Here is a 19,680-nt window from a genome sequence, read left to right on the forward strand (position 1 = left end):
CCTCCGGGCTCATTCCTGGGAGAGCAGCGTGGTGACGTAGCTCAGCGCCTCGCGGGCACTGTGCTCGTCGTAGCCGTACTCGTCGATCAGGCGCTGGGCGACAGCGGCGATCTTCTGCTGGGCCTGGTCATCGGGGCGGGCGCTGGAGGTGACCAGGCGCAGCACCTCGCGCCGCTCCTCGAACAGATACTGCTGCATGGCTTCGCGCAGCCGGGCGTGGGCGTCCAGGGTGAAGCGCTCGCCTTTCTTGAAGGCCATCATGGCCTTGCGCACCACTTCCTGGCGGAAGCTGTGCTTGCCGGCATCGGAGATGTTGATCTTCTCTTCCACCGCGCGCAGGAAGCGCTCGTCCGGGCGGCGGGTTTCGTTGGTGATGGGGTCTTCCACCGGACGGTTGTCCAGCGAGGCCTCCACTTCGTCCAGGTATTTCTCCAGCAGCTCCTGGCTTTCCTGCTCGAAGGAGACGAACAGCGCCTTGTGCACGTCCTCCTTTACCCAGTGGTTGTAGAAGTCCTTGCGGGCGGTGACCAGGTAGTCCACCCATTGGCGGCGCTGCCGCGCCTCGATGCGCGCATCGTTCTCTATCGCGTCCTTGAGCGTGATCAGTACGTCCATGCTGCTCAGGCTCTGGCGCTCGCTGCGCGAGAGGGCGCCGGACAGGGCATTGACCACGAAGCGCGGCGAGACACCGGACAGGCCCTCCTCGTCGGATTCGTGGCGGATGCGCTCCAGCTCCGCCCGCGAATGACCGTCCACGTCTTCGCCGGCGTACAGGCGCAGCTTGCGGGAGAGGTCCAGGTCCTCGCGCTCCGAGGGCTGCAGGCGGGAGAGCACGGCGAACACGGCCGCCAGTTCCAGGGCGTGGGGGTCCAGGTGCACATCGCGGAAGCTGGGGGCGGCGGCGATCAGCTTGCGGTAGATGCGCGCCTCGTCGTGGTAATTCAGCGTATAGGGAACCTGGACGATGACCATGCGATCGAGCAGGGCTTCGTTCTCCTGCTCCTGCAGAAAACGGCGGAACTCCGCCAGGTTGGTGTGGGCGATGATGGTCTCGTCCACGTGAATCAGCGGAAAGCGCGCCACCTTGACGTTGCGCTCCTGGGTGAGGGTGAGCAGCAGGTAGAGAAACTCCCGCTTGACCTTGAGGATTTCGATCATCTCCAGCATGCCGCGGCTGGCGGCGTACACCGCCCCGGACCAGGACCAGGCCCGGGGGTCCCCTTCGTCGCCGTAATCGGCCACCCGGGCGAGATCCACCGAGCCGATGAGGTCGGCGATGTCGGCGGTGCTGGGGTCGTGGGGGGCGTAGGTGCCCACCCCCACCCGGCGGGATTCGGACAGGAATACCCGCTCCACCGGCACGCGCATGAAATCCCCCTGGTATTCGTCCTCCACCAGGCTGCGCGCCCAGGGGCTGGGCTCGCCCTGGATCTCCACCCCGTAGGTGTCGCGGAACTGCCCGCGCAGGCTCCAGGGCACCAGGTTGAGCGGGTTTTCGTGCAGCGGCGAGCCCTGCAGGGCGTACAGGGCGCCGTCCTCGGTGTGGCTGTACTCTTCCAGACCGCGCTTGAGCAGGATCACCAGGCTGGATTTGCCCCCCGAGGGCGGGCCCAGCAGCAGGAGCAGACGCCGCCCCACCTCGGAGCCGGCGCTGGCGGCCTTGAAGTAATCGCTGATCCGGGCCAGCGGCCGCTCCATCCCGAACAGTTCCCGGGAAAACAGCCTGGGGGCGGACGCCGGGCTTTCGCCGGATTCCTTGCGCTGCATCCAGCAGAGCATGTCCCAGATGTACTGGTGACTGTTGCGGGCGACCTGGTGGGCCTGTCGCGGCACGATGTGCTCGAGAAACTCGCCGAAGCTCCCGCGCCACTGCCGGCCCCGGTGTTCGTCCTTGAAGCCTTGTAGAGCCTGAAGGAACCGGTCGTGCCCGCCCGCGCTGTCCATGCCTGCCATGGAACACCTCCTGATCCGGGTAAAGGATCGATGTGCCGGCTGCCATCGGAATGCGCCACGATGCAGCGAGACGCCGCTGTACCTGATCACATGCGGTTTGCCCGGCGACGGTACAACGGCGGGGGCTATAATCGCCGCCCATGAGTGATGCGCGATTGCATGTGCTGGGGGCAGGCAGTATCGGCCTGTTGATGGCGGCCGGGCTGGCTCGGGGTGCCGGGCTGGCGCCGCTGTTGATCCGCCGCACAGGCAGTGAGCCCGCCCGGCGGCGGGTCTATGAGCTGCGCGAAGGCGAATCCGTGGAAAGGGTCAGTCTGCCGCAGAGCGCGGCCGAGGCCCTGGCCGGGCCGGTGCGCCGGCTGCTGGTCTGCACCAAGGCGCAGGATGTGCTGCCGGCGCTGGAATCGCTGGGCGCGGCATTGGACCCGGCGGCGGTTATTCTGCTGCTGCACAACGGCATGGGCGTGCAGCAGGCGGTGGCCCGGCGCTGGCCCGGTTGTGCGGTGGCGGCGGGAACCACCACCGAAGGGGCCTACCGCCCGGCGCCGGATCGGTTGGTGCATGCCGGGCGCGGCCTGACTCGCTTGGGTCGGCTGCAGGGCGAGGGCGCCGATTGGGCGGCCTGGCTGAATGCGGCGGGTTTTCGCGCCGAGTGGGCCGAACCCATCGAATACCATCTGGCCGACAAGCTGCGGGTCAACGCCCTGATCAATCCGCTCACGGTGTTGCACGATTGCCGCAACGGCGAGTTGCTGGAGCGCCCTGCGGCGCTGGCGCGAATGCAGGTGCTGGGCGAGGAGGCGGACCGGGTGCTGGCGGCGGCCGGCTGGCAATATCCACGCCCGGCTTTCGAGGCGGCCTGCGCGGTGGCGCGCGCCACCGGGGCGAACTATTCCTCCATGCACCAGGACGCCCGGGCCGGGCGCACCCTGGAGATTGCTGCGATCAACGGCTACCTGCTGGCGCTTGCGCGCGCGCACCGCTTGCCGGCCCCCGCCCACGCGGCGTTAATGGGTGAGTTTTCGACCTCCTGACCCCATGCCCTCTGAGCAAGTCTGTGATTTGCGCTGATCTGGAGGCCACGGGGGCATGTCGACCATGAGCGCTGCCTTGTCCAGGGCCGTGGCGCCGGCTATCGATGGGCTGGCTCCGCGTGATGTGTACCACACTCTGCTCGCCCACGGCCCTGAGGCCGATGAACTGGCGGGGCGCTTTCTGTGCCGGCAATTGGCGCAGCTGCCGCCCCGGCGCACGGAATTGCCCCGCGCGCCGCGTCGCCTGTATCGCTGGAGCGTGCGCAACTGGCGGCGCACCGCCCGGGCCTATCGCCGCTATCTGGCCGAGCGGCAGCTGGGCGCGCCCCGGCGGCTCTTTGGCAGCCGCGCTCATGCCCTGTACTTTCTGCGCGGCGTGGCGCCCACCAAGCTGGTGGACGGCGCCTGGCTTTACGGCTGTCTGCATTGTCGGGCTGACGAGCGCTTTCGCGGCCTGATCCGCACCTACCTGGAGGAATTGGGCGAGGGGGAGCCGGCGCTGAACCACGTGCTGCTGTATCAGCGCCTGTTGCGGCAACTGGGCTGCGCGCCCGAGCGGCCGCTGTCCCAGGCGCACTATCTGCCCGGGGCGATCCAGCTCGCCTTCGCACGCCAGCCCCGGCGTTTCCTGCCCGAGCTGCTGGGCTACAACCTGGGCTACGAGCAATTGCCTCTGCATGTGCCCATCACCGCCTACGAGTTGCGCGAGTTGGGTCTGGATGCCCGCTACTTCATTCTGCATCTCACGGTCGATAACAGCGCCAGCGGTCATGGCCGCAAGGCGGTGGAAGCGGTGCGGGCGCTGCTGCCCGACAGCGCCGAGGCGCGAGCACGACTGGAGGCGGGGTTTCGCCTCAACGAACTCGGGGCAAGCACCCACAGCGTCGTTGCCGAGTTCGATTTGCAGGCCGAGTTGCTGGCGGCCCTGCGCGACAAGGCGGTTTTCGGGGTCGGCCTGCACTCCGACCACTGCCGCATTGCCGGCCTGAGCGTCAACCAATGGCTGGCGCGTCCCGAACGCCTGGCCGATTTCCTCCAGGCGCTGCAGCAGGAGGGTTGGGTGCGTCGCGGCCGCGACCCGGCGCACAGTCGTTTCTGGCGCCTGATCGAGGGGGAGCGCGCGGCCATGCAGGGCGTGTTCACCCCCTGGGAGCGGGCGCTGATCCATGACTGGATCGCCGATGGTCATGAAAGTGCCCGGTGGGCGGCGCCCGCCGGCGACTCCGCCCCGAGCCGCCGCGGGCAAGCTGACGCCGCACCCGCGGCCAGCGCCGAGGACATGGCGTCGCTGGTGGCGCTGATGCGCCCGGGCCGTCATCACAGCCCCGAAGGGCTGGCGGCTACCGCGGCATTCGCGCGGGAGTTCGGCACCTGATGCGCGCGGCGGCCAGGGAGCGGGCGATACGCGAGCCCCGGGCGCCGGCGCGGCTGCTGGCGCTGCTCAAGGAACTGCGCGCCCGGGGATACGCCCATACCACTGTCACGCCGGCCACCCACGCCCGCGTCAATGGGCGCAAGGGGCAGGCCTGGGCGCGGGATATCAACGGCGTGCTGGGCTGGAGCCGGCCCTTCAGCGGCGATGTGTTGCCCGGGCCGCTGCTGTCACGACTGCAGGCCGCCGATCTGCTGGAGCAAGTGCCCGGCGGCTGGCGGAGCCGGGTGCGGGTCTCCAGTCTGGATGGCGTGTGCTATCTGCACTCGGCCTGGCCCACGCAGGACCCGCGCGCCGTGTTCTTCGGGCCGGACAGTCACCGCTTTGCCCACTGGCTGAGCGAGTGGCTGGCGCACTGTCGGGTGCCGCCCGCCCGCGCAGTGGATATCGGTTGCGGGGCCGGGCCGGGGGCGGTGACGGTGGCGCGGCATTGCCCGCAAGCGGAGGTGTGGGGCGTGGACATCAACGACCGGGCGCTGGCTTACGCGGCGGCCAGCGCCGAAGCGGCCGGTCTGGACGGCATCCGCTGGCGCCATGGCGACCTGCTGCAGGGCCTGCCGGGAGAGTTCGATCTGATCGTCGCCAACCCGCCCTATCTGCTGGATGCGGCGCGGCGACAGTACCGTCATGGCGGCGGTGCGCGCGGTGAAGGCTTGTCGCTGCGCATACTCGAGTGCGCGCTGGAGCGGCTCGCCCCCGCTGGCACACTCTTGCTGTATACAGGGGCGGCAATGGTTCGCGGCGCCGACCCGTTCTTGGCGCGACTGCAGGCGCGCCTGGCGGGTGAGCCGGTGAGCTGGCGCTATCGGGAGCTGGACCCGGATGTGTTCGGCGAGGAGCTGGAACAGGCGCCCTATGCCGACGTCGAGCGCATCGCGGCGGTGGGGCTGCAGGTATGCCGACCCGGGCGCTGTGCCAGGGATGACCGTTTTACGGCCCCTCGGCGGCGGCTCAGAAGCCGTAGAACTCGCTCACCGCCTGGCGGTGTTTGCCCAACGACTCCATGGGCAGGGTGACGAAGATCCCCTGGCCGCTGGTGATCAGTTCCCCGTCCCGGTTGCGAATCTCGCCGCGGGTGTAGACCTTGCGCCCGTCCACCCGCTCGATCCAGCATTCCAGCCCCGCTTCATGTCCCAGGGGCATCAGGCTCTTGTAGTCGATGCTGATGTTGACCGTCACCACCGGGTAATGGTTGAACCAGCCCATCACCCCCATGGCCTCGTCGAGAATGGCGGCCAGGGCGCCGCCGTGGGCGAAGTCCGGCGGGCCGGCGGCCTCGGGGCCGAACCAGATATCGGCGAACAGCCGGCCGTCGTCCCGGCGCAGGAAATACTGCACGCGCAGCCGATTCGCATTGCTGGCGCCGCTGACGAAGGAGCTTCGATAGAAGTCCATGTCCACCTTCTCCAGCCCGGTTTGTTCGGCGTAGGTCATGCTGACTCTCCCGTGAATGACGCGCTGCCGCATACTGCCGTGAAGCTTGGTTTCTCGCAAGCGGGGCGGGAGAATGCAGCGAGCTTTCAACAGAGGCGGGACATGCAAAGCGGAAACCTGCTGGCGAATCTGCCGGCGCACCTGCCCGAGGAGCTCTTCGAGCCCCTGCTGCAGGGCGAGGGCCTGCGCATCGAGCGTATCGTCTCCACGGGTCAGGCCACGCCCGAGGGGCAGTGGTACGAGCAGGAAGACAATGAGTGGGTGCTGCTGCTGCAGGGCGCGGCCGGGGTGCTTTTCGATGGTGAACCCGCGCCCCGGGAGCTCGCCCCCGGGGATTGGCTGCGGATTCCCGCCGGCTGCCGGCATCGGGTGGCCTGGACCAGTGCCGAGCAGGCCAGCGTCTGGCTGGCGGTACATTACCGCTGAACCAGCACCGCCGGCGGTGGCAGGGCGGGCGGTGGGATCAGGCGCGGCTCAGCGTGCCCAGCACCTGCTCCATGGCTTCGTCCTCCACGCCCCGGTCTTCCAGGTCGCAGTTGTAGGTGACGAACAGGGCTACCGGCCCGGTGCGCAGATACCACTCCCGCCAGTGTTCGTCGTCTTCGGTGTAGCTGAAGGTGAAGCCGCTGAATTCGCCCAGTTCCACCGCCTCGGCGCGGGCGCCGGCGGCGAGGTGTTCGGCGGCGAATTCGCGCAAGTCCCCGTCGGTGACGTCCTGTTCCGCCACCAGGCCGCTGATCTGCAGCGCGCCTACGCCGTCCTCTTCGTAGATGATGGTGGAGTCCTCGTCCTCTTCCACCTCCCAGTGGGCGGGTAGATCGATTTTCCAGTCGTGGCCGTGCAATTCGGTCATGGGGCATCCCGGTGGTGAAGTGTTGCCCCGCAGCTTAGGCGAGGGGCGCGGAATTGGAAAGCGTCGCCCAAGGGGCGGGCTTGGCCGTGAATAGCCTCCGCCCGCCCAAAGTGTATCAATGTTGCATCGCCGCATTGTCCTACAGCGCCTGTCAGCGAGGACTGACGCGATACATCGTCTTCGTCCCGCAGGGGTATCGCCAACAGTGGCGTAGAGTGGATCTCGCTCCCGAAGGCCGGCGACGGCAGCTGCTGGCGCCGCCGGGAGGAGCGGCCACCGTCGCCGGGAAGGCGCAAGCGGACAGGGACGTTCGCGGTGGCCACCTTCATCGCTCGGGGCGCCGGAGTGACAGCCGGCGCCCCTTCAGGGCCAAGCCTTGTGGGTCCACCCTGTGCCGGCTGAATCAAACGGCGCGCCACTCTGGCATGCTGTAGGCTTCCGTCGATTCGAGTTGGAGCCCGCCTCTCTCATGCGCCCGCCTTGCTGTTCCACCATGACCTGCCATGTCTGAAGCCCATTACGTTCCTGCCGGCCCAGCCGAAGTCGAGCTGGAAGTGAAGAAAAGCCGTTTCATCGCCCGCGCCGAGGCGGTGGCGGATCGCGAGCAGGCGATGACCGTGCTGGCCGAGGCGCGGGCGCGCTACCCGGATGCCCGCCACCACTGCTGGGCCTATGTGCTGGGCGACCCGGCCAGCGCCCGCAGCGCGGCGATGAACGATGACGGCGAACCTGGGGGTACGGCCGGAAAGCCCATACTGAATGTCATACAGCACAAGCAGATTGGCGACGTGATGGTGGTGGTCAGCCGCTATTTCGGCGGCGTGAAGCTGGGCGCGGGCGGTCTGGTGCGTGCCTACTCGGGGGCCACCGAGGCGGTGCTTTCGGCCCTGAGCGTGCGCCGGCCCGTGCACCGGGATCTGTGGTGGCTGGAACTGGGTTTCGCGCAGGAGCAGGCCTGCCGGCATTGGGCCGCGGCGCATGGCGCGAGCGTGCAGGGCGTCGTTTACGGTAAAGGCGTCCGCCTGGGCCTGGAGGTGCCCCGCGCACAGGTTCAAGCCCTGGAAGCGTGGTGTGCCGCCCAGGGCGCGCGGCTCAGGCGGGCCGACTGAGGGCCGCGCCGGCCTGCTGAAAAATTCGCTCTCCCAACGCCGGAGGTGTCGAAGTGGACGGTGCAAGCGTGAAGCGTCTGGCTGTCTGTCTTTGCCTGCTGCTCGGCAGCGCCGCTGCCTCGGGTGCGGGTTTGGAGCTGGGCTTGCGCGGTGGCCAGGGGGGCGCGAACCTGGATTCCGGCACCGTCACCCGCCAGGAGGTATTTCTCCGCCGCCCGCTGGCACGGCGCTATGGCCTGGGGGGGCGCTGGCAGGCAAGGCCGTACTGGGCGCTGACCGCCGGCACGCTCAAGGCGGACGGGGATCACTCCGCGGCGCTGGGTGTTGGGGGCGGGGCGCGTTTCGCACCGCAAGGCGCGAGCCTGGGGCTGGATCTGGGCCTCTCCGCCTTCTGGCTGGAGGAGTACGAGCTCGATAGTTTCGAGCTCGGTGGCCATTGGCAATTTACCAGCCACCTGGGCGTCTACTGGCAGCCCCATCCCCGCTGGGGGCTGACCTATCGCGTGCAACACACCTCCAATGCGGGGCTCTACCGGCGCAACGAAGGCTTGAACATGCAGACGCTGGAGCTCTGGTACCGCTGGCCCTGAGCCACCCCATGGCATACTGGCGGCCATGAGTCGCCCCCGTTCCGACACCTTGCCCATCGATGAGATCCTGCCCCGGCTGCTGGCCGTTCTGGCCGAGCGGTCGGCCGCCGTGCTGCAGGTCCCGCCCGGCGCGGGGAAAACCACCCGGGTGCCCCTGGCGCTGCTCGATCAGCCCTGGCTGCGGGGCCGGCGCGTGCTCATGCTGGAGCCGCGACGGCTGGCCGCCCGGGCGGCGGCGCGGTTCATGGCCGCGCAGCTGGGCGAGCCGGTGGGGCACACGGTGGGTTATCGGATGCGCCTGGATACCCGGGTGAGCGAGGCCACCCGCATCGAGGTGGTCACCGAAGGCGTGCTCACCCGCCTGCTGCAGGACGACCCGGAGCTGGGGGCCTACGGCGCGGTGGTGTTCGATGAGTTCCATGAGCGCTCCTTGCAGGCGGATCTGGGGCTGGTGCTGGTGCGCGAGGCGCAGCAGGCACTGCGCGAGGAGCTGCGCATCCTGGTCATGTCCGCCACCCTGGACGCGGGGCCGGTCGCCCGGTTGCTGGACGATGCACCCCTGATCAGCAGTGCCGGTCGCAGCTACCCGGTGGAGGCGCGCTATCGACCCGGACGCGGTGATCCGGTGGCCCGCGTGGCGGCCGTGGTGCGAGAAGCCCTGGCCGCGCAGACGGGCTCGCTGCTGGTCTTCCTGCCCGGCGGCGGGGAGATACGCCGGGTGGTGAGGGCTCTTGCTGATGCGCTGCCTGCGGAGGCCTATCTGGCACCCCTCTACGGCGACCTGGACCAGGCGGCCCAGGATGCCGCGCTGGTGCCGGCGCCCCCGGGGCGGCGCAAGGTGGTGCTGGCCACTGCCATCGCCGAAACCAGCCTGACCATCGAGGGCGTGCGGGTGGTGGTGGATGCCGGTCTGGAGCGCCGGGCCGCCTTCGACCCGGTCAGCGGCATGACCCGCCTGTTGACCCGGCGGGTATCCCGTGCCGCGGCGGAGCAACGCCTGGGGCGGGCCGGTCGCTTGGAGCCCGGTGTCTGCTATCGCCTCTGGGCGGAAGAGGAGCAGGGCCGACTGGCGGCCTTCAGTGGCGCCGAGATCCTGGATGCCGATCTGAGCGGTCTGGCGCTGGAGCTGGCGCAATGGGGCGTGAGCGACCCCTCGGAATTGCGCTGGTTGGACCCGCCCCCGGCGCCCGCCTGGGAGGCGGCGACCGCGTTGTTGCGCGAACTCGGGGCGCTGGATGGGCAGGGGCGGATCAGCGCCCACGGCCGTGAGTTGCTGAGCCTGGGGCAGCCGCCGCGCCTGGGGCATATGCTGCTGCGCGGCCGTGGCTGGGGGTTGGGGCGCCTGGCGGCGGAAATGGCCGCCTTGCTGGGCGCGCGGGACCCGCTGGCGCGCCTAGGGCATGCCGATCTCGGCGCGCGGCTGCAGGCGCTGCGTCATGACCGCCGCGACGGTGCTCTGCGCCCGTTGCGCCGTCAGGCCGATGCCCTGGCCCGCAGTACGGGCCGCGGGCGCGACCTTGCCCCGATCCTTCCCGAGCCGCAGGCGATAGGCCTGCTGCTCGCTCAAGCCTACCCCGACCGCGTCGCGCTGCGCCGCCCCGGCCGTGTACCCCGCTACCAACTGGCCAATGGCCGTGGCGCGGTGCTCTCGGAAGACGACCCGCTGGCGCAGGAACCCTGTCTGGTGGCGGCGGCCCTGGACGGCAATCCCCGCGAGGCGCGCATTTTCCTGGCCGCGCCCCTGGCGCTGGAAACGGTGGCGGAGCATTTCGGCGATGTCATCGAGCGCCACGAGAGCATCGTCTGGGACGAGCGAGAGCAGGCGGTGAAGGCCCGGCGTCAGCGGCGCTACCGTGCGCTGGTGCTGGAGGATGCGCCGCTGTCCGCGCCGAACCCGGAGGCGGTGCTGGCCGCCCTGCTGCGGGGCGTTCGCGCCGCCGGGCTGCAGGCGCTGCCCTGGGATGAAGGCTGCCGGCAATGGCGCGCCCGTGTGGCGCTGCTGAGCACACTGGAGCCGGAGCACTGGCCGGCGATGGATGACCAGGTGTAGCGCGCCGCTCGTTTTGCGACGCCGCGACAGTGAATTTGCGACGCTGGCGCGGCCCCATTCTAACCCTCCTCGCAAAGTGCGTTTGAACACCGGCTAAACGTCGCTTCGCTGGCGCTTGCGGCCCGCCGCTCAGGCGGGCTCTTCCTCCCGGCCAGCGACCAGCACATCACCCGCCAACAGCCGCTGCCGCTCGGCGTCGGAAAACATGATGCGGACCTCTTGGTTGTCGCGTGGTCGGATGCCGGCGAGGCCCGATGCTGGGACCACCAAGGTGCCCACGTCGGTGGCGTTCGGGTACAGAGACGAGAACAACTTCGGGGGCGACCCGTTGAGGTAGAACATCAGGTTGTAGTAGACCGCGTCGTCGTACACGGAGCACTCGACTGCCCTATACCTCAGCTCGCGCCACGACGGCGGCCTGGCCCAGCCGCTGATAGCCTTGAGCAGACCGAGCGTGACGGCGCGGCTTTGCGGGCTGGCTGCGTAAACGAAGTTCAGGAGCCACGCGAGCCCTGTCGGCGTAAACTCGATGATCTGGCCGAAACCGTCTGTGTCGAGTTTTATCCCACGCTCCTGAAGCCGACCCAGGTCTCGCGTTCCTAGTAGTGCCATACGATCCTCCCCGCGGTGCTCTACATACTGGCGGGATCATTCAACCAGCTCGCCGGTGCAGAGGGAAGGGCGCTCGGCGGCGCGGCTCAGCTGCGGAGAAAGCAGCAGATCCTGCAGCGTAATCCGCCAGACATCCCCCGCCCGCAGCAGCGGGAAGCCTACCGCCTGGCAGTTCCACGCCGCCCATCGGATGATTGCAGGCGGATCATGCTGGCCGCAGAGAATCCAATGCAGCCAAGGTATTGTCGGCGGCGGCGGCCGCTTCGGCGTCAGAGCCGGCATTTTGCACATCCGCCTTCCCCTGCAAGCGCAGGGCGCGGACCTGGGCCAGAACCTGGCGCCATTGTGCGCCCGTGTCGATCACGTCCTGCGCGGCCGCGCGCGGCGTCATTCCCGATGCGTCGGCCCACGCCTGCACTTCATCGGGCACGGCGTCACCGGGCTCGCCGGCATCCTGCCAGCCCCGCGCGGCGGCCTCGGCTTCGCGATACTCCTGGTCGACCAAATCGCCAGGGGAAACGAACCGCAGGCGGGCGGCACCGGCGGCGAGGTCAATGGTGGCCTTCAGCTCGTCTCGGGTCTTCGGTTCCGGCCCCGGCGGGGCTACGAACTGCCCGTTATCGTAGATGTGCCGCTCGGTCACATCGCCTGGAGCGTCAACCCACACGAACGGGGCTGCGATTGGAAACTGCTCACCGTCTGGCACTATCTGCGCCACGCGGTCGCCGGCTATTAATGCTTTCATGCTGCGTGCTCTCCTACTCGTATTCGTAGACAATCACAACGCCGGGCGCGCCAACACCGCCCAGCACTGCGCCGCCGACAGACATGCCGCCGCTACCGCCGCCTCCGTACGATCCACCGGCAATGCCGTCAATTGACGATGCCTGAACCGGGCCGCCCGCGCCCAGCACCGTGTCGCCCCCCGTATTAATCGGCACGTAGTCACCTCCGATGACCGCGCCGCCGCCGCCGCTCCCCCCTCGCACATTAATATCGCCACCAACGCCGATACCGCCTGGCGTGCCCGGTGCGTAGTCGATCGCCGCGACGCCGCTTGTCACTCCGCCGTTGCCGCCGCTTGCGGAGCAATGCGAGCCGAAACTGCTGGCCCCACCGGCGTTGCCGTTAGCTCCCGCGCTGGACGTTCCGCCTGCCCCTACAGTGACTGTCTCGCTCGCCGCCAACGCCGCGCCGGCGATCAGTTTCCGAGAATAGCCACCGCCACCGCCGCCGGCGCCGCACCGGCCGCCGCCTCCGACCGCGCCGGCGCCGCCGCCGCCTGCGCCCTGCACTTCGACCTCGACGGCGCGGCACCACACGGGCTTAGACCAGGTGTCCGAAGCGGTGAACACGGACACGTTGCGCAGCCGGTAGCTGCTGCGCGGTTCGCTAGATTTCCAGTCGGAGTCCTGCGCGGTCAGCACGAACCGCTGCCCGGTGCCTAGCCCCAGACTCGGCGCGCCCTCGATCGTATCCGGCTCGGTGTCGTCCGGCTGGATGGTGGCTGCACTGGCGGCGGTGGAGTCAACGCGGGCAAGCTCAAACCGCAGGCCTGCATTGATCCCGGCCGGCGGCAGATTCAGCGTGACGTCGCCCGCGCTTGCATCTACCAACACCAGGCCAGCCTCGGCCAATGTCAGCGCTTTGGGGGAATCCGCGGCAGTCACTGTCGTAACCTTCCGCCCAGCGGCGCGGCTCATCGCCTCATGGAGCTGGGTCAGGTCCCCTTCGTCCGGCGTGATTCCGAACTGCTGAAGAACATGGACGATCTCCCGCTGAGGGTGTTCGATCGCCGGTGCCGGCGGAATGCTCCCCTCGGTACCGGTGGATGCGTCGCCGTTGACGTAGGGATCGTTCGCCGCGCCGCCAACAGGGGGTTGGTACTTCATTGGTCTTAGGCTCCTGTGTAGTCCACGAACACGGTCGTGTGCGCCGGCTTGCGGCGCTTGAATAGGCATTCCAGGTCGTCAGCCCGGTCGATCTTGAGCAGCGGGTCCGTGCCCAGCTCGCTCTCACCACAGCGGAAGTACGTGGTGCGGGGCTCACTGAGACGGGCTCGCCAGACGAACCGCATCTCCGCGGGGTTGAGCTGGTCGACGCCGCACTGGGATATCCCGCATACGAAGGGTGAGTACTCGACGATCTCGATGCCGTAGCCGAGCGCCGCGGCCAGGTCGATAAAGAACTGGCGGGACAACCCACCCTCATAGAGGAGCTTGGCCACGACGCTGCCGCGGCGCTCCTGGATGGTCTGGTCGTCGCCGCTGCAGGGGTCCGGCAGGCCGAGGACGCGCTCCCAGTCTGCGAGCAGTTCCAGGGTGTAGCGCGGATCGGACTCGCCGATGAGCGCGGCCGCGCGGTCGTATAGTCGGGCGTTCTCATCGGCCAGCGCCGCGAGAAGCCGGGTGAAGACCGCCTCCAGCTCACGCGGCAGGGCCTGCCCCGGGGGAAGAAGGGCCTGCAGCTCGGCCAGGCATTGGTCTGCAGTGCGGCTCATAGCGACTGCCAGGTGATGGTGCCCAGCACCGGGATCTCGCCGGTGCTGTGAGTGATATCCGCCGAGTGGGAGGTCAGATCATGATCCGCTTCGCCGGCGGCCACACTGATGGCCTCGCGCAGGTGGCTGATCTTGATCGTCACGCCGGGTTGCCCTTCGCGCCGGAGCATGTCGGCCAGCTCGGCCTCGGCGGCCTGCTGCACGGTCGTGGTGTTAGGCGAGAGCTTGATGGTGAGGTTCAGCGGCACGGCGATCGGCGCCACCACGTACAGGTCCTTCATCCCCACCGGCCGCAGCCCATCGAGGTGATCCTGGACGATCTGCACGTCGGCGGCCTGGGGAATGCCGTCCGAGCCGTTGTCATCCATCATGAACCGTACCGTGACGGTGCCGATGCCGGATTCGTTGGAGTAGCTCCACGCGCGTGTGACGCCGGCAACAGCCTTTGCCCACTTGACGTAATCGTGGGCGGCACCGCCCTGGGGCGGGACGCTCATGCGCTCGATGATGCGATCGCGCCAGTCGTCGATCGGCTCGATGTCGGCACCACCACCCAGGCCGTCGGCGCCCACCGTGGCCGTGCTATCGACCCCGGCGATGGCCGTCACCAGGGTCAGCTCGGCGCCGGCGCTCTGGTTGCCGTCCACGCCGGCCTCGGCGGCAGTCACCACCAGGCTGGCGGTGTCGCTACTGATGGTGGCCTCGGCATCCGTGGTGTAGAGCAACTCGCCCTGGCCCTGCAGCTCCGTGCCAGCCGGGATCACCGCGCCGTCGGTGCCGGTGAAGTCGACGTTGCCGGTGGCGGCGGCCGCGGCCTTGCGGGGTTCCTCATAGAAGTCACCGAAACGGGTCAGTTGGTCGGCGTCGCAGGTATCCGGAAAGAGCTGCTTGGCGTTCCACGCCAGATGCCCGTGCAGGCTGTGCGCGGCACCGGCGTTGACGTAGGCCAGCACCTCCAGAAGGTTGCGGCGCAGCCACGGGTTGGCGTCGGGCAGGCGCGACTGCATGTCGGCCCGGTGGCGTTCGATCAGTTGCTGGATGGTCGGACGAGCGAAGGGCATCAGATGTTCTCCCAGGCGTAGCTGTAGCGGCCGGTGAAGTCGGTGCCGCGGGGGCGGTAGATGCGCACCTGCAGGCCGAGCACGCCGCGGCGAACCACTTCGGCCTCCACCTCAACGCGGGTGGCCACACTGTCCTCCAGGAGCCACTGCAGGGCTTCCTCGGCGTACTCCCGGGCGCGGTTCACCACGCTTTGCAGCTGCTTCTCGCGGGCCAGCAGCCACAGGCGGCTGCCGATCCTGTCGCCGGCGGCCTGGGCATAGGCATCGGCCCACCAGCCGCGGCGGTCGGCTTGGTCGCCGGGCAGCTCGTCGTCCGGCTCGGCGCGGCGGTCGGTGAACAGGGACAAGATCACGGCAGTCTGCAGCCCGGCATCGGTCTCCAGGCTGCCGCCCTCAAGGGCCAGGTCCGCGGCGTCGTCCTGCCAGTTCAGCATCAGGTCGCTCATGCATCCCCCATCTTCTGGTTCGGTGTGCTGGTCGGGCCGCCGTTATCGTTCTCGGGGTGCGTGTGGCTGTCGTAGACCTGGCGCATGCCGGCCATCGAGCGGCTGTTGCTGCCGACGTTGTCGGTGATATCACCCTCGGCCTCGATGCGCCCGGTGCAGTGCGTGAGCGGCGTATCCAGCACCACCTTGGTAGAGGCGTGGACCTGGACCAGGGGAGCCGTCACGTCCACCTCCGCGCCCGCCACGACCTCCACCAGCCGGCCGCGCTTGAAGTGCAGGTAATCACCCTCGGAGGTGTACAGCGCCACTTCACCCGCGGCGAGGTTCTTCTTGCGGTACCGGCCGTCCTCGGAGACCAGCACGATGGCGTGGGAGCGGTCGCCGCCGACGCAGAAGAAGAACTGCTCCGCGCCGGGATGGGCGTGGGCGGTGAAGCCGTAGGGCTGGACGTGCTGGACGCGGTCCAGGATCTCGCCGGACAGCCCCCGGATCTGAACCTCCTGGACCTTGCGGCCATCGTCGGTGGTCAGCAGCACACCGCGGCCGGTCATGTTCCGCAGCCGCTTGGCCAGCGGCCGCATCAGCTTGCTGAACAGGCGTACCAGGTCGGTCAAAACGACACCTCCTCGGGCTCGGGCTCGGCCTGCAGGTCGAAGGCCGCCGGCGGCGCCAGGCTCAGCTCGGTGCGGGTGCCTTCGCGATCGCTCTGCATGAAACCCACCCCGACGATCAGCCAGGTGGTGTCCAGGCCCAGCATGGGCGAGCGGATCTCGGCCAGGGTGTTGGGCTGCCACAACTCGCCGCCGGCTGACCAGTCGCGCACGGTCACCGTCACCCGGGTGGAACGGGCGATGGCCAGATCCCGCTCGAAGCGAGCCCGCCGGCCCGCGGAGGCGGTGTTCACCCGATCCTCGGCGCGTACCAGCGTCGGGCGGTAGCGCCCGATGGCCGAGTCCACCGCCTCGCCCAAGGCGTGGGCGGCCTGCTCGGGGCTGACGAAGTCGCCGCCCTTGTCCTGGCCCTTGACGATGTAGCGGCTGTAACGGTCCCGCCAGCTGTACTGCGCCCGCGCACTGATGAGGTTCTCGCCCTCGATGAGGGCCGCCGGCGCCCGGCCGGTACCGGTGCGGGTGATGACCAGATCGCCCTGGGCGTCGGAGGTGAGCAGCACCGCACGCATGCGCGCCAGGCGGTCGAGGAAGTCGAAGGCCGTCTCGCCCTCATCGATCTTGGCGGCCTCGTTGCCGAAGGCCTCGCCGATGTCGGCTGCCTTGCGCACATTGAGACCGAAGGGGGCGCAGATATCGCGCGCCACCCGCATCAAATCGGCGTTCACCCACTGGCCGCTGGCGTGGATGGCCGCGCAGTCCACCAGGTCCGCCGTGCGGCCGCGGCCGCGCACCGACAGCCGACGACCGTCCGGGCCGAACTCAGGCGCCACATCGTCCACATAGCCGGTGATCACCCGCTCGCCGTCCACTTCCACGGTGCAGGCCTCGCCGTTGCGGATCGGCCGGCGCACGTCCTGGCCGGCCCAGCGGTCGGTCACCTGTAGCTCGAAGGTGCCGGCGAGCTGCTCGATGGAGCGGGCCACCCGCACCGTGGTCCAGCCGCCGTACACTTGGCCGCCGACGAAAAGCCGTACGTCAGGCATCGCTCAACACCTCGATGGTCTGCCCACCGGGCACGAAGCCAGGATGGCTGAGGCGATTGCGCTCCACGATCTCCTCTGCCCGGCGGGCATCACCGAGGACGCGGTGAGCCAGCACCAAGGCCGGCAGGGTGGCCTGTGGGGTGACGTGGTTGACGCGGGCAAGCTGCGCGCCGCGCCGGGTCAGGTCCTGAACCGTGGCGGCCCGCAGGTCCACCAGGGCCACGTAAGTGTCGTCGTTGGCCGTGAAGGCCTGGTCATCGAGTTGCTCGGCCAGCTGCTCCTGCATGGCCAGCGCCTCATCCGCTGTCTCCCACTCCACCGTCGCAGCGGTGCGAGCCGCCTCGATGACGGCTGTGCGGCGCACCAGATTGTGGAGGGCCGTCTGGTTGTCGGCCTGTTGCCGGCGGTTGGCGGTGGTGGCCGGCACCGCAGCGTCATCGCCGCCGGCGCCGAACAGCTTGCGGTACACGCCCAGGGCGGCCAGCGGGTTGTCCGCTAGGCCGGCCACATCACTGATCAGGCCGGTGACGCGCTCGGCCAGGGCCGCCGGCGTGCGGATCAACTGCGCCAGCTCATTGCTTGCCTGTTGCAGATCCCGCGTCCAGCCCACCAGCTGGTCCGGCACGCTCGGAATCCGGGAGGTCAGCCCGCTCAGGGTGTCGAGCAGGCCGGCGCCGGTGCTCTCGGCGGCATCGGCCACCCACTGGGGCCGGCCGGCGGTGCTGAAGGCGCCGGCAAACTCGTCGCGCACGGCCGCGCCTGCACCATCGGCCCGCTGGCCGACCAGTGAAGGGGTGTGCACACGGGCGTGGGGCTCGCGCTCCTCGCCGGCCTCCACGAAGGTGATGGAGAAACGGGCCATGCCGCCTTCACGGGTGGTCTGACGCACCCGGCCGCGGTCCTGTACCGCCACCCGAACGGTGCCGTAGTAGGGATGAACCAGCAGGCCGGGCCCGGGCTGCTCCAGGGCCTCGATCAGCGCATCCCGGGCGGCCATGTAGTCCGCGCCCAGCACATAGCACTCCACGCGGTACTCCCGGTGGGCGCGTCCCATGTCCTCGGCGAAGGGGACATCGCGGTTGGGGTAGCTGTGCAGCGCCGTGCGCCGGCCAAAGCCTTCCTCGCTGGCGTCGATCAGAAACGCCGCGCCGCGGAACTTCCCCTGTCGCAGTTGCTCACGCCAGCTCACAGGCTCGCCCCCATCAGCCCGGCGTCCACGTCCAGCTCCATGCCGCCCTCGGCGCGGGCCGCCCCGACCCGCGGCCGGCCCTGGTCATCGAACTCGATGCGCAGCACACCGCCCACATTGGCGTTGACCTGGCCGGCGCTGCGCACCGGCGAGTTGCCGCCCGCGCGCAGCGGCTCGCCCAGCGGCATGGCACCGCCGCCACCTTGCAGCCCGAGCTTGTCCTTGACCCAGTCGGGCATCCAATCAATGAGCGCGCGGATCTTGCCGGTCAGCCACTGGCGCACGGCGAGGAAGCGCTCGCTGATGCCGTTGCCGAAGCTGCCGATCAGCTTCTTGCCGGCGGTGGACAGGTCATAACCCATCACCGCTTTGAACAGGGCATTAAGCGGCTTCATGATCAGGTTGACCGGGCTGAAGGCCAGCAGGATCTTGCTCAGCCCCACCAGAATGCCGTCCTTGAACAGCCCCTTCACCCGATCCAGGCCGGACTGCAAAGCACCCGTGATCGCCCCCCAGATCCCGCTGAAAAACCCCTTGATACGCTCCAGCGCGAAGTAGACCGTGCCGCCGATCGCATCCCACAGCCGGCTGAACCAGGCCGAGATCGGCTCCCAGTGCTTGACGATCAGATACACCGCCGCGGCAATGGCCGCCACGGCGGCGATGATCCAGCCCACGGGGGTGGCCAGCAGCGCCAGGCCAAAGCCCTTGGTGGCGATAGCCGCGCCGATGAAGCCTTTGCCCAGCGTGAACATGGCCACCACCAGACTGCCCACGGAGGCGATGAGTTTGGCGCCAATCAGCGCAGCGACAATGCCGAGCGCCACTCTCCACCCGCCGACCAGGTCCACCAGCCAGCTGATCGCCGCGCCCACCGCCTTGAGCTTTTCCCAGAACGACTTGATGCCGTTGATCAGCCGCTGGGTGATCACCTCCCGATTGGCGGCGATCAGCTCCGCGGTCTGGGTGAGCCAGCGGGTCATCGCGGGCATGATCTTGGTCACCACCGCATCGCGCACCCCGCCCAGTGCGGCCATGAACTTGCTCATGGCGTCGGTGTAGTCCTCGGAGCGCTCCGCGCCTTCCTCGCTCAGCTGCCCCAGCCGACGCTTCTCGGCCATCATCTCGCGCATGGCCGCGCTGCCCTCGCCGAGCATGTTGACCATGTTCACGCCTTCGGAATCGAACAGCTTGAAGGCCAGGCGCACCCGCAGGGCCGGGTCCTCGATCTCGGCCATACGGTCAGACACGTCCTGGAGCAGCTTGCCGGAGGGGCGCATCTTGCCGTTGGCGTCCTGCAGATCGATGCCCAGATAGCGCAAGGCGTCGCGCGCCTCACCGGTGCCGGCGGCGGCCTCGGCCGCCCGGCGGGTGAAGCGCTGCAGGGCCATGTCAAAGGTCTGTTGGGCGACACCCGAACGCTCGGCGGCGTAGCGGTACTGTTGCAGCTCCTCCACGCCCAGGCCGAGCTTGCGGGCGGTCTTGGCGATGTTGTCGCCGGCCCTTGCCACATGGTTGGTCATGCCGAACAGGGCAGCGCCGGCGGCGCCGGCGGCGGCCCCGACGATACCGATGCGCCGGGCCAGCCGCCCGGCCTCGCTGCGCACGACCTGGAAGCGCTCACCGACCCGGCGGACGTCGCGCCCCAAACGAGCAAAGCCGGAGCGCTCGGCGAACTGGCGGACGGTGGCACGGATACGGCGGACCGGCTTGGTGATCCGATCCACCAGCTCCATGATGACCGCTGCGCGCATTTCCGCCAT

Annotated in this window: 20 protein-coding genes; 7 read left to right on the forward strand and 13 right to left on the reverse strand. The window is 69.0% G+C overall.

Features of this window, described 5'->3' with window-relative positions; genetic code table 11:
• Nucleotides 1-9: 9 nt before the first annotated feature.
• The gene (locus GBG68_RS05690) at nt 10-1,953 is read right to left on the reverse strand and encodes a serine protein kinase (protein ID WP_152145967.1); all 1,944 of its coding nucleotides are present in this window, start codon (nt 1,951-1,953) and stop codon (nt 10-12) included.
• 140 nt (nt 1,954-2,093) lie between these two features.
• Here GBG68_RS05690 and GBG68_RS05695 point away from each other — a divergent pair, with 140 nt between their 5' ends.
• The 3 genes from GBG68_RS05695 (at nt 2,094) to GBG68_RS05705 (ending at nt 5,435) form a co-directional block, all read left to right on the forward strand.
• Nucleotides 2,094-2,987, forward strand: a complete 894-nt coding sequence (locus GBG68_RS05695; protein WP_152145968.1) for a ketopantoate reductase family protein — start codon at nt 2,094-2,096, stop codon at nt 2,985-2,987.
• Between the two features lie 64 nt (nt 2,988-3,051).
• On the forward strand, nt 3,052-4,362 hold the full coding sequence (locus tag GBG68_RS05700) for an iron-containing redox enzyme family protein (protein ID WP_152145969.1): 1,311 nt from the start codon (nt 3,052-3,054) through the stop codon (nt 4,360-4,362).
• A complete protein-coding gene (locus GBG68_RS05705) occupies nt 4,362-5,435 on the forward strand; it encodes a methyltransferase (protein WP_152145970.1) in 1,074 nt (357 codons plus the stop codon). Before GBG68_RS05700 ends, GBG68_RS05705 begins: the two co-directional genes overlap by 1 nt.
• Here the strand turns inward: GBG68_RS05705 and GBG68_RS05710 are convergent.
• Nucleotides 5,371-5,853, reverse strand: coding sequence for a PaaI family thioesterase (locus GBG68_RS05710; RefSeq protein ID WP_193222235.1), 483 nt, complete (start codon nt 5,851-5,853; stop codon nt 5,371-5,373). The genes GBG68_RS05705 and GBG68_RS05710 overlap by 65 nt on opposite strands.
• Before the next feature lie 102 nt (nt 5,854-5,955).
• Here GBG68_RS05710 and GBG68_RS05715 point away from each other — a divergent pair, with 102 nt between their 5' ends.
• Complete coding sequence (locus GBG68_RS05715; protein ID WP_152145972.1) at nt 5,956-6,279, forward strand: cupin domain-containing protein; 324 nt, start codon at nt 5,956-5,958, stop codon at nt 6,277-6,279.
• Between the two features lie 37 nt (nt 6,280-6,316).
• On the opposite strand, the gene GBG68_RS05720 is transcribed toward GBG68_RS05715, so the two are convergent.
• Entirely contained in the window at nt 6,317-6,706 is a 390-nt protein-coding gene (locus GBG68_RS05720) for a hypothetical protein (RefSeq protein WP_152145973.1), read from the reverse strand.
• A gap of 503 nt (nt 6,707-7,209) precedes the next feature.
• Here GBG68_RS05720 and GBG68_RS05725 point away from each other — a divergent pair.
• The 3 genes from GBG68_RS05725 (at nt 7,210) to hrpB (ending at nt 10,455) form a co-directional block, all read left to right on the forward strand.
• Complete coding sequence (locus tag GBG68_RS05725; RefSeq protein WP_152145974.1) at nt 7,210-7,815, forward strand: IMPACT family protein; 606 nt, start codon at nt 7,210-7,212, stop codon at nt 7,813-7,815.
• A gap of 68 nt (nt 7,816-7,883) precedes the next feature.
• Nucleotides 7,884-8,405 (forward strand): acyloxyacyl hydrolase, encoded by a 522-nt coding sequence (locus GBG68_RS05730; RefSeq protein ID WP_152765540.1) that lies wholly within the window; start codon nt 7,884-7,886, stop codon nt 8,403-8,405.
• Nucleotides 8,406-8,430: 25 nt separating this feature from the next.
• On the forward strand, nt 8,431-10,455 hold the full coding sequence (hrpB, locus tag GBG68_RS05735) for an ATP-dependent helicase HrpB (protein ID WP_152145976.1): 2,025 nt from the start codon (nt 8,431-8,433) through the stop codon (nt 10,453-10,455).
• Nucleotides 10,456-10,584: 129 nt separating this feature from the next.
• On the opposite strand, the gene GBG68_RS05740 is transcribed toward hrpB, so the two are convergent.
• The 10 genes from GBG68_RS05740 to GBG68_RS05790 form a co-directional block, all read right to left on the reverse strand.
• A complete protein-coding gene (locus tag GBG68_RS05740) occupies nt 10,585-11,067 on the reverse strand; it encodes a hypothetical protein (protein ID WP_152145977.1) in 483 nt (160 codons plus the stop codon).
• Between the two features lie 205 nt (nt 11,068-11,272).
• Nucleotides 11,273-11,812 (reverse strand): hypothetical protein, encoded by a 540-nt coding sequence (locus GBG68_RS05745; protein ID WP_152145978.1) that lies wholly within the window; start codon nt 11,810-11,812, stop codon nt 11,273-11,275.
• 13 nt (nt 11,813-11,825) lie between these two features.
• On the reverse strand, nt 11,826-12,959 hold the full coding sequence (locus tag GBG68_RS14130) for a hypothetical protein (protein WP_193222236.1): 1,134 nt from the start codon (nt 12,957-12,959) through the stop codon (nt 11,826-11,828).
• Nucleotides 12,960-12,964: 5 nt separating this feature from the next.
• Nucleotides 12,965-13,567 carry a YmfQ family protein gene (locus GBG68_RS05760; protein WP_152145980.1) on the reverse strand — a complete coding sequence of 201 codons (603 nt, stop codon included), beginning with the start codon at nt 13,565-13,567 and terminating at the stop codon, nt 12,965-12,967.
• Nucleotides 13,564-14,628, reverse strand: a complete 1,065-nt coding sequence (locus GBG68_RS05765) for a baseplate J/gp47 family protein (RefSeq protein ID WP_152145981.1) — start codon at nt 14,626-14,628, stop codon at nt 13,564-13,566. The genes GBG68_RS05760 and GBG68_RS05765 overlap by 4 nt, the downstream gene beginning before the upstream one ends.
• Nucleotides 14,628-15,074, reverse strand: coding sequence for a phage GP46 family protein (locus GBG68_RS05770; protein WP_152145982.1), 447 nt, complete (start codon nt 15,072-15,074; stop codon nt 14,628-14,630). The genes GBG68_RS05765 and GBG68_RS05770 overlap by 1 nt, the downstream gene beginning before the upstream one ends.
• On the reverse strand, nt 15,071-15,688 hold the full coding sequence (locus tag GBG68_RS05775; protein WP_152145983.1) for a phage baseplate assembly protein V: 618 nt from the start codon (nt 15,686-15,688) through the stop codon (nt 15,071-15,073). Before GBG68_RS05775 ends, GBG68_RS05770 begins: the two co-directional genes overlap by 4 nt.
• Nucleotides 15,685-16,728, reverse strand: a complete 1,044-nt coding sequence (locus tag GBG68_RS05780; protein WP_152145984.1) for a phage baseplate assembly protein — start codon at nt 16,726-16,728, stop codon at nt 15,685-15,687. Before GBG68_RS05780 ends, GBG68_RS05775 begins: the two co-directional genes overlap by 4 nt.
• The gene (locus tag GBG68_RS05785) at nt 16,721-17,917 is read right to left on the reverse strand and encodes a DNA circularization protein (RefSeq protein ID WP_152145985.1); all 1,197 of its coding nucleotides are present in this window, start codon (nt 17,915-17,917) and stop codon (nt 16,721-16,723) included. Before GBG68_RS05785 ends, GBG68_RS05780 begins: the two co-directional genes overlap by 8 nt.
• Entirely contained in the window at nt 17,914-19,680 is a 1,767-nt protein-coding gene (locus tag GBG68_RS05790; protein WP_152145986.1) for a hypothetical protein, read from the reverse strand. Before GBG68_RS05790 ends, GBG68_RS05785 begins: the two co-directional genes overlap by 4 nt.

Source organism: Alkalilimnicola sp. S0819 (genome assembly GCF_009295635.1).
Taxonomy (GTDB): domain Bacteria; phylum Pseudomonadota; class Gammaproteobacteria; order Nitrococcales; family WHIW01; genus S0819.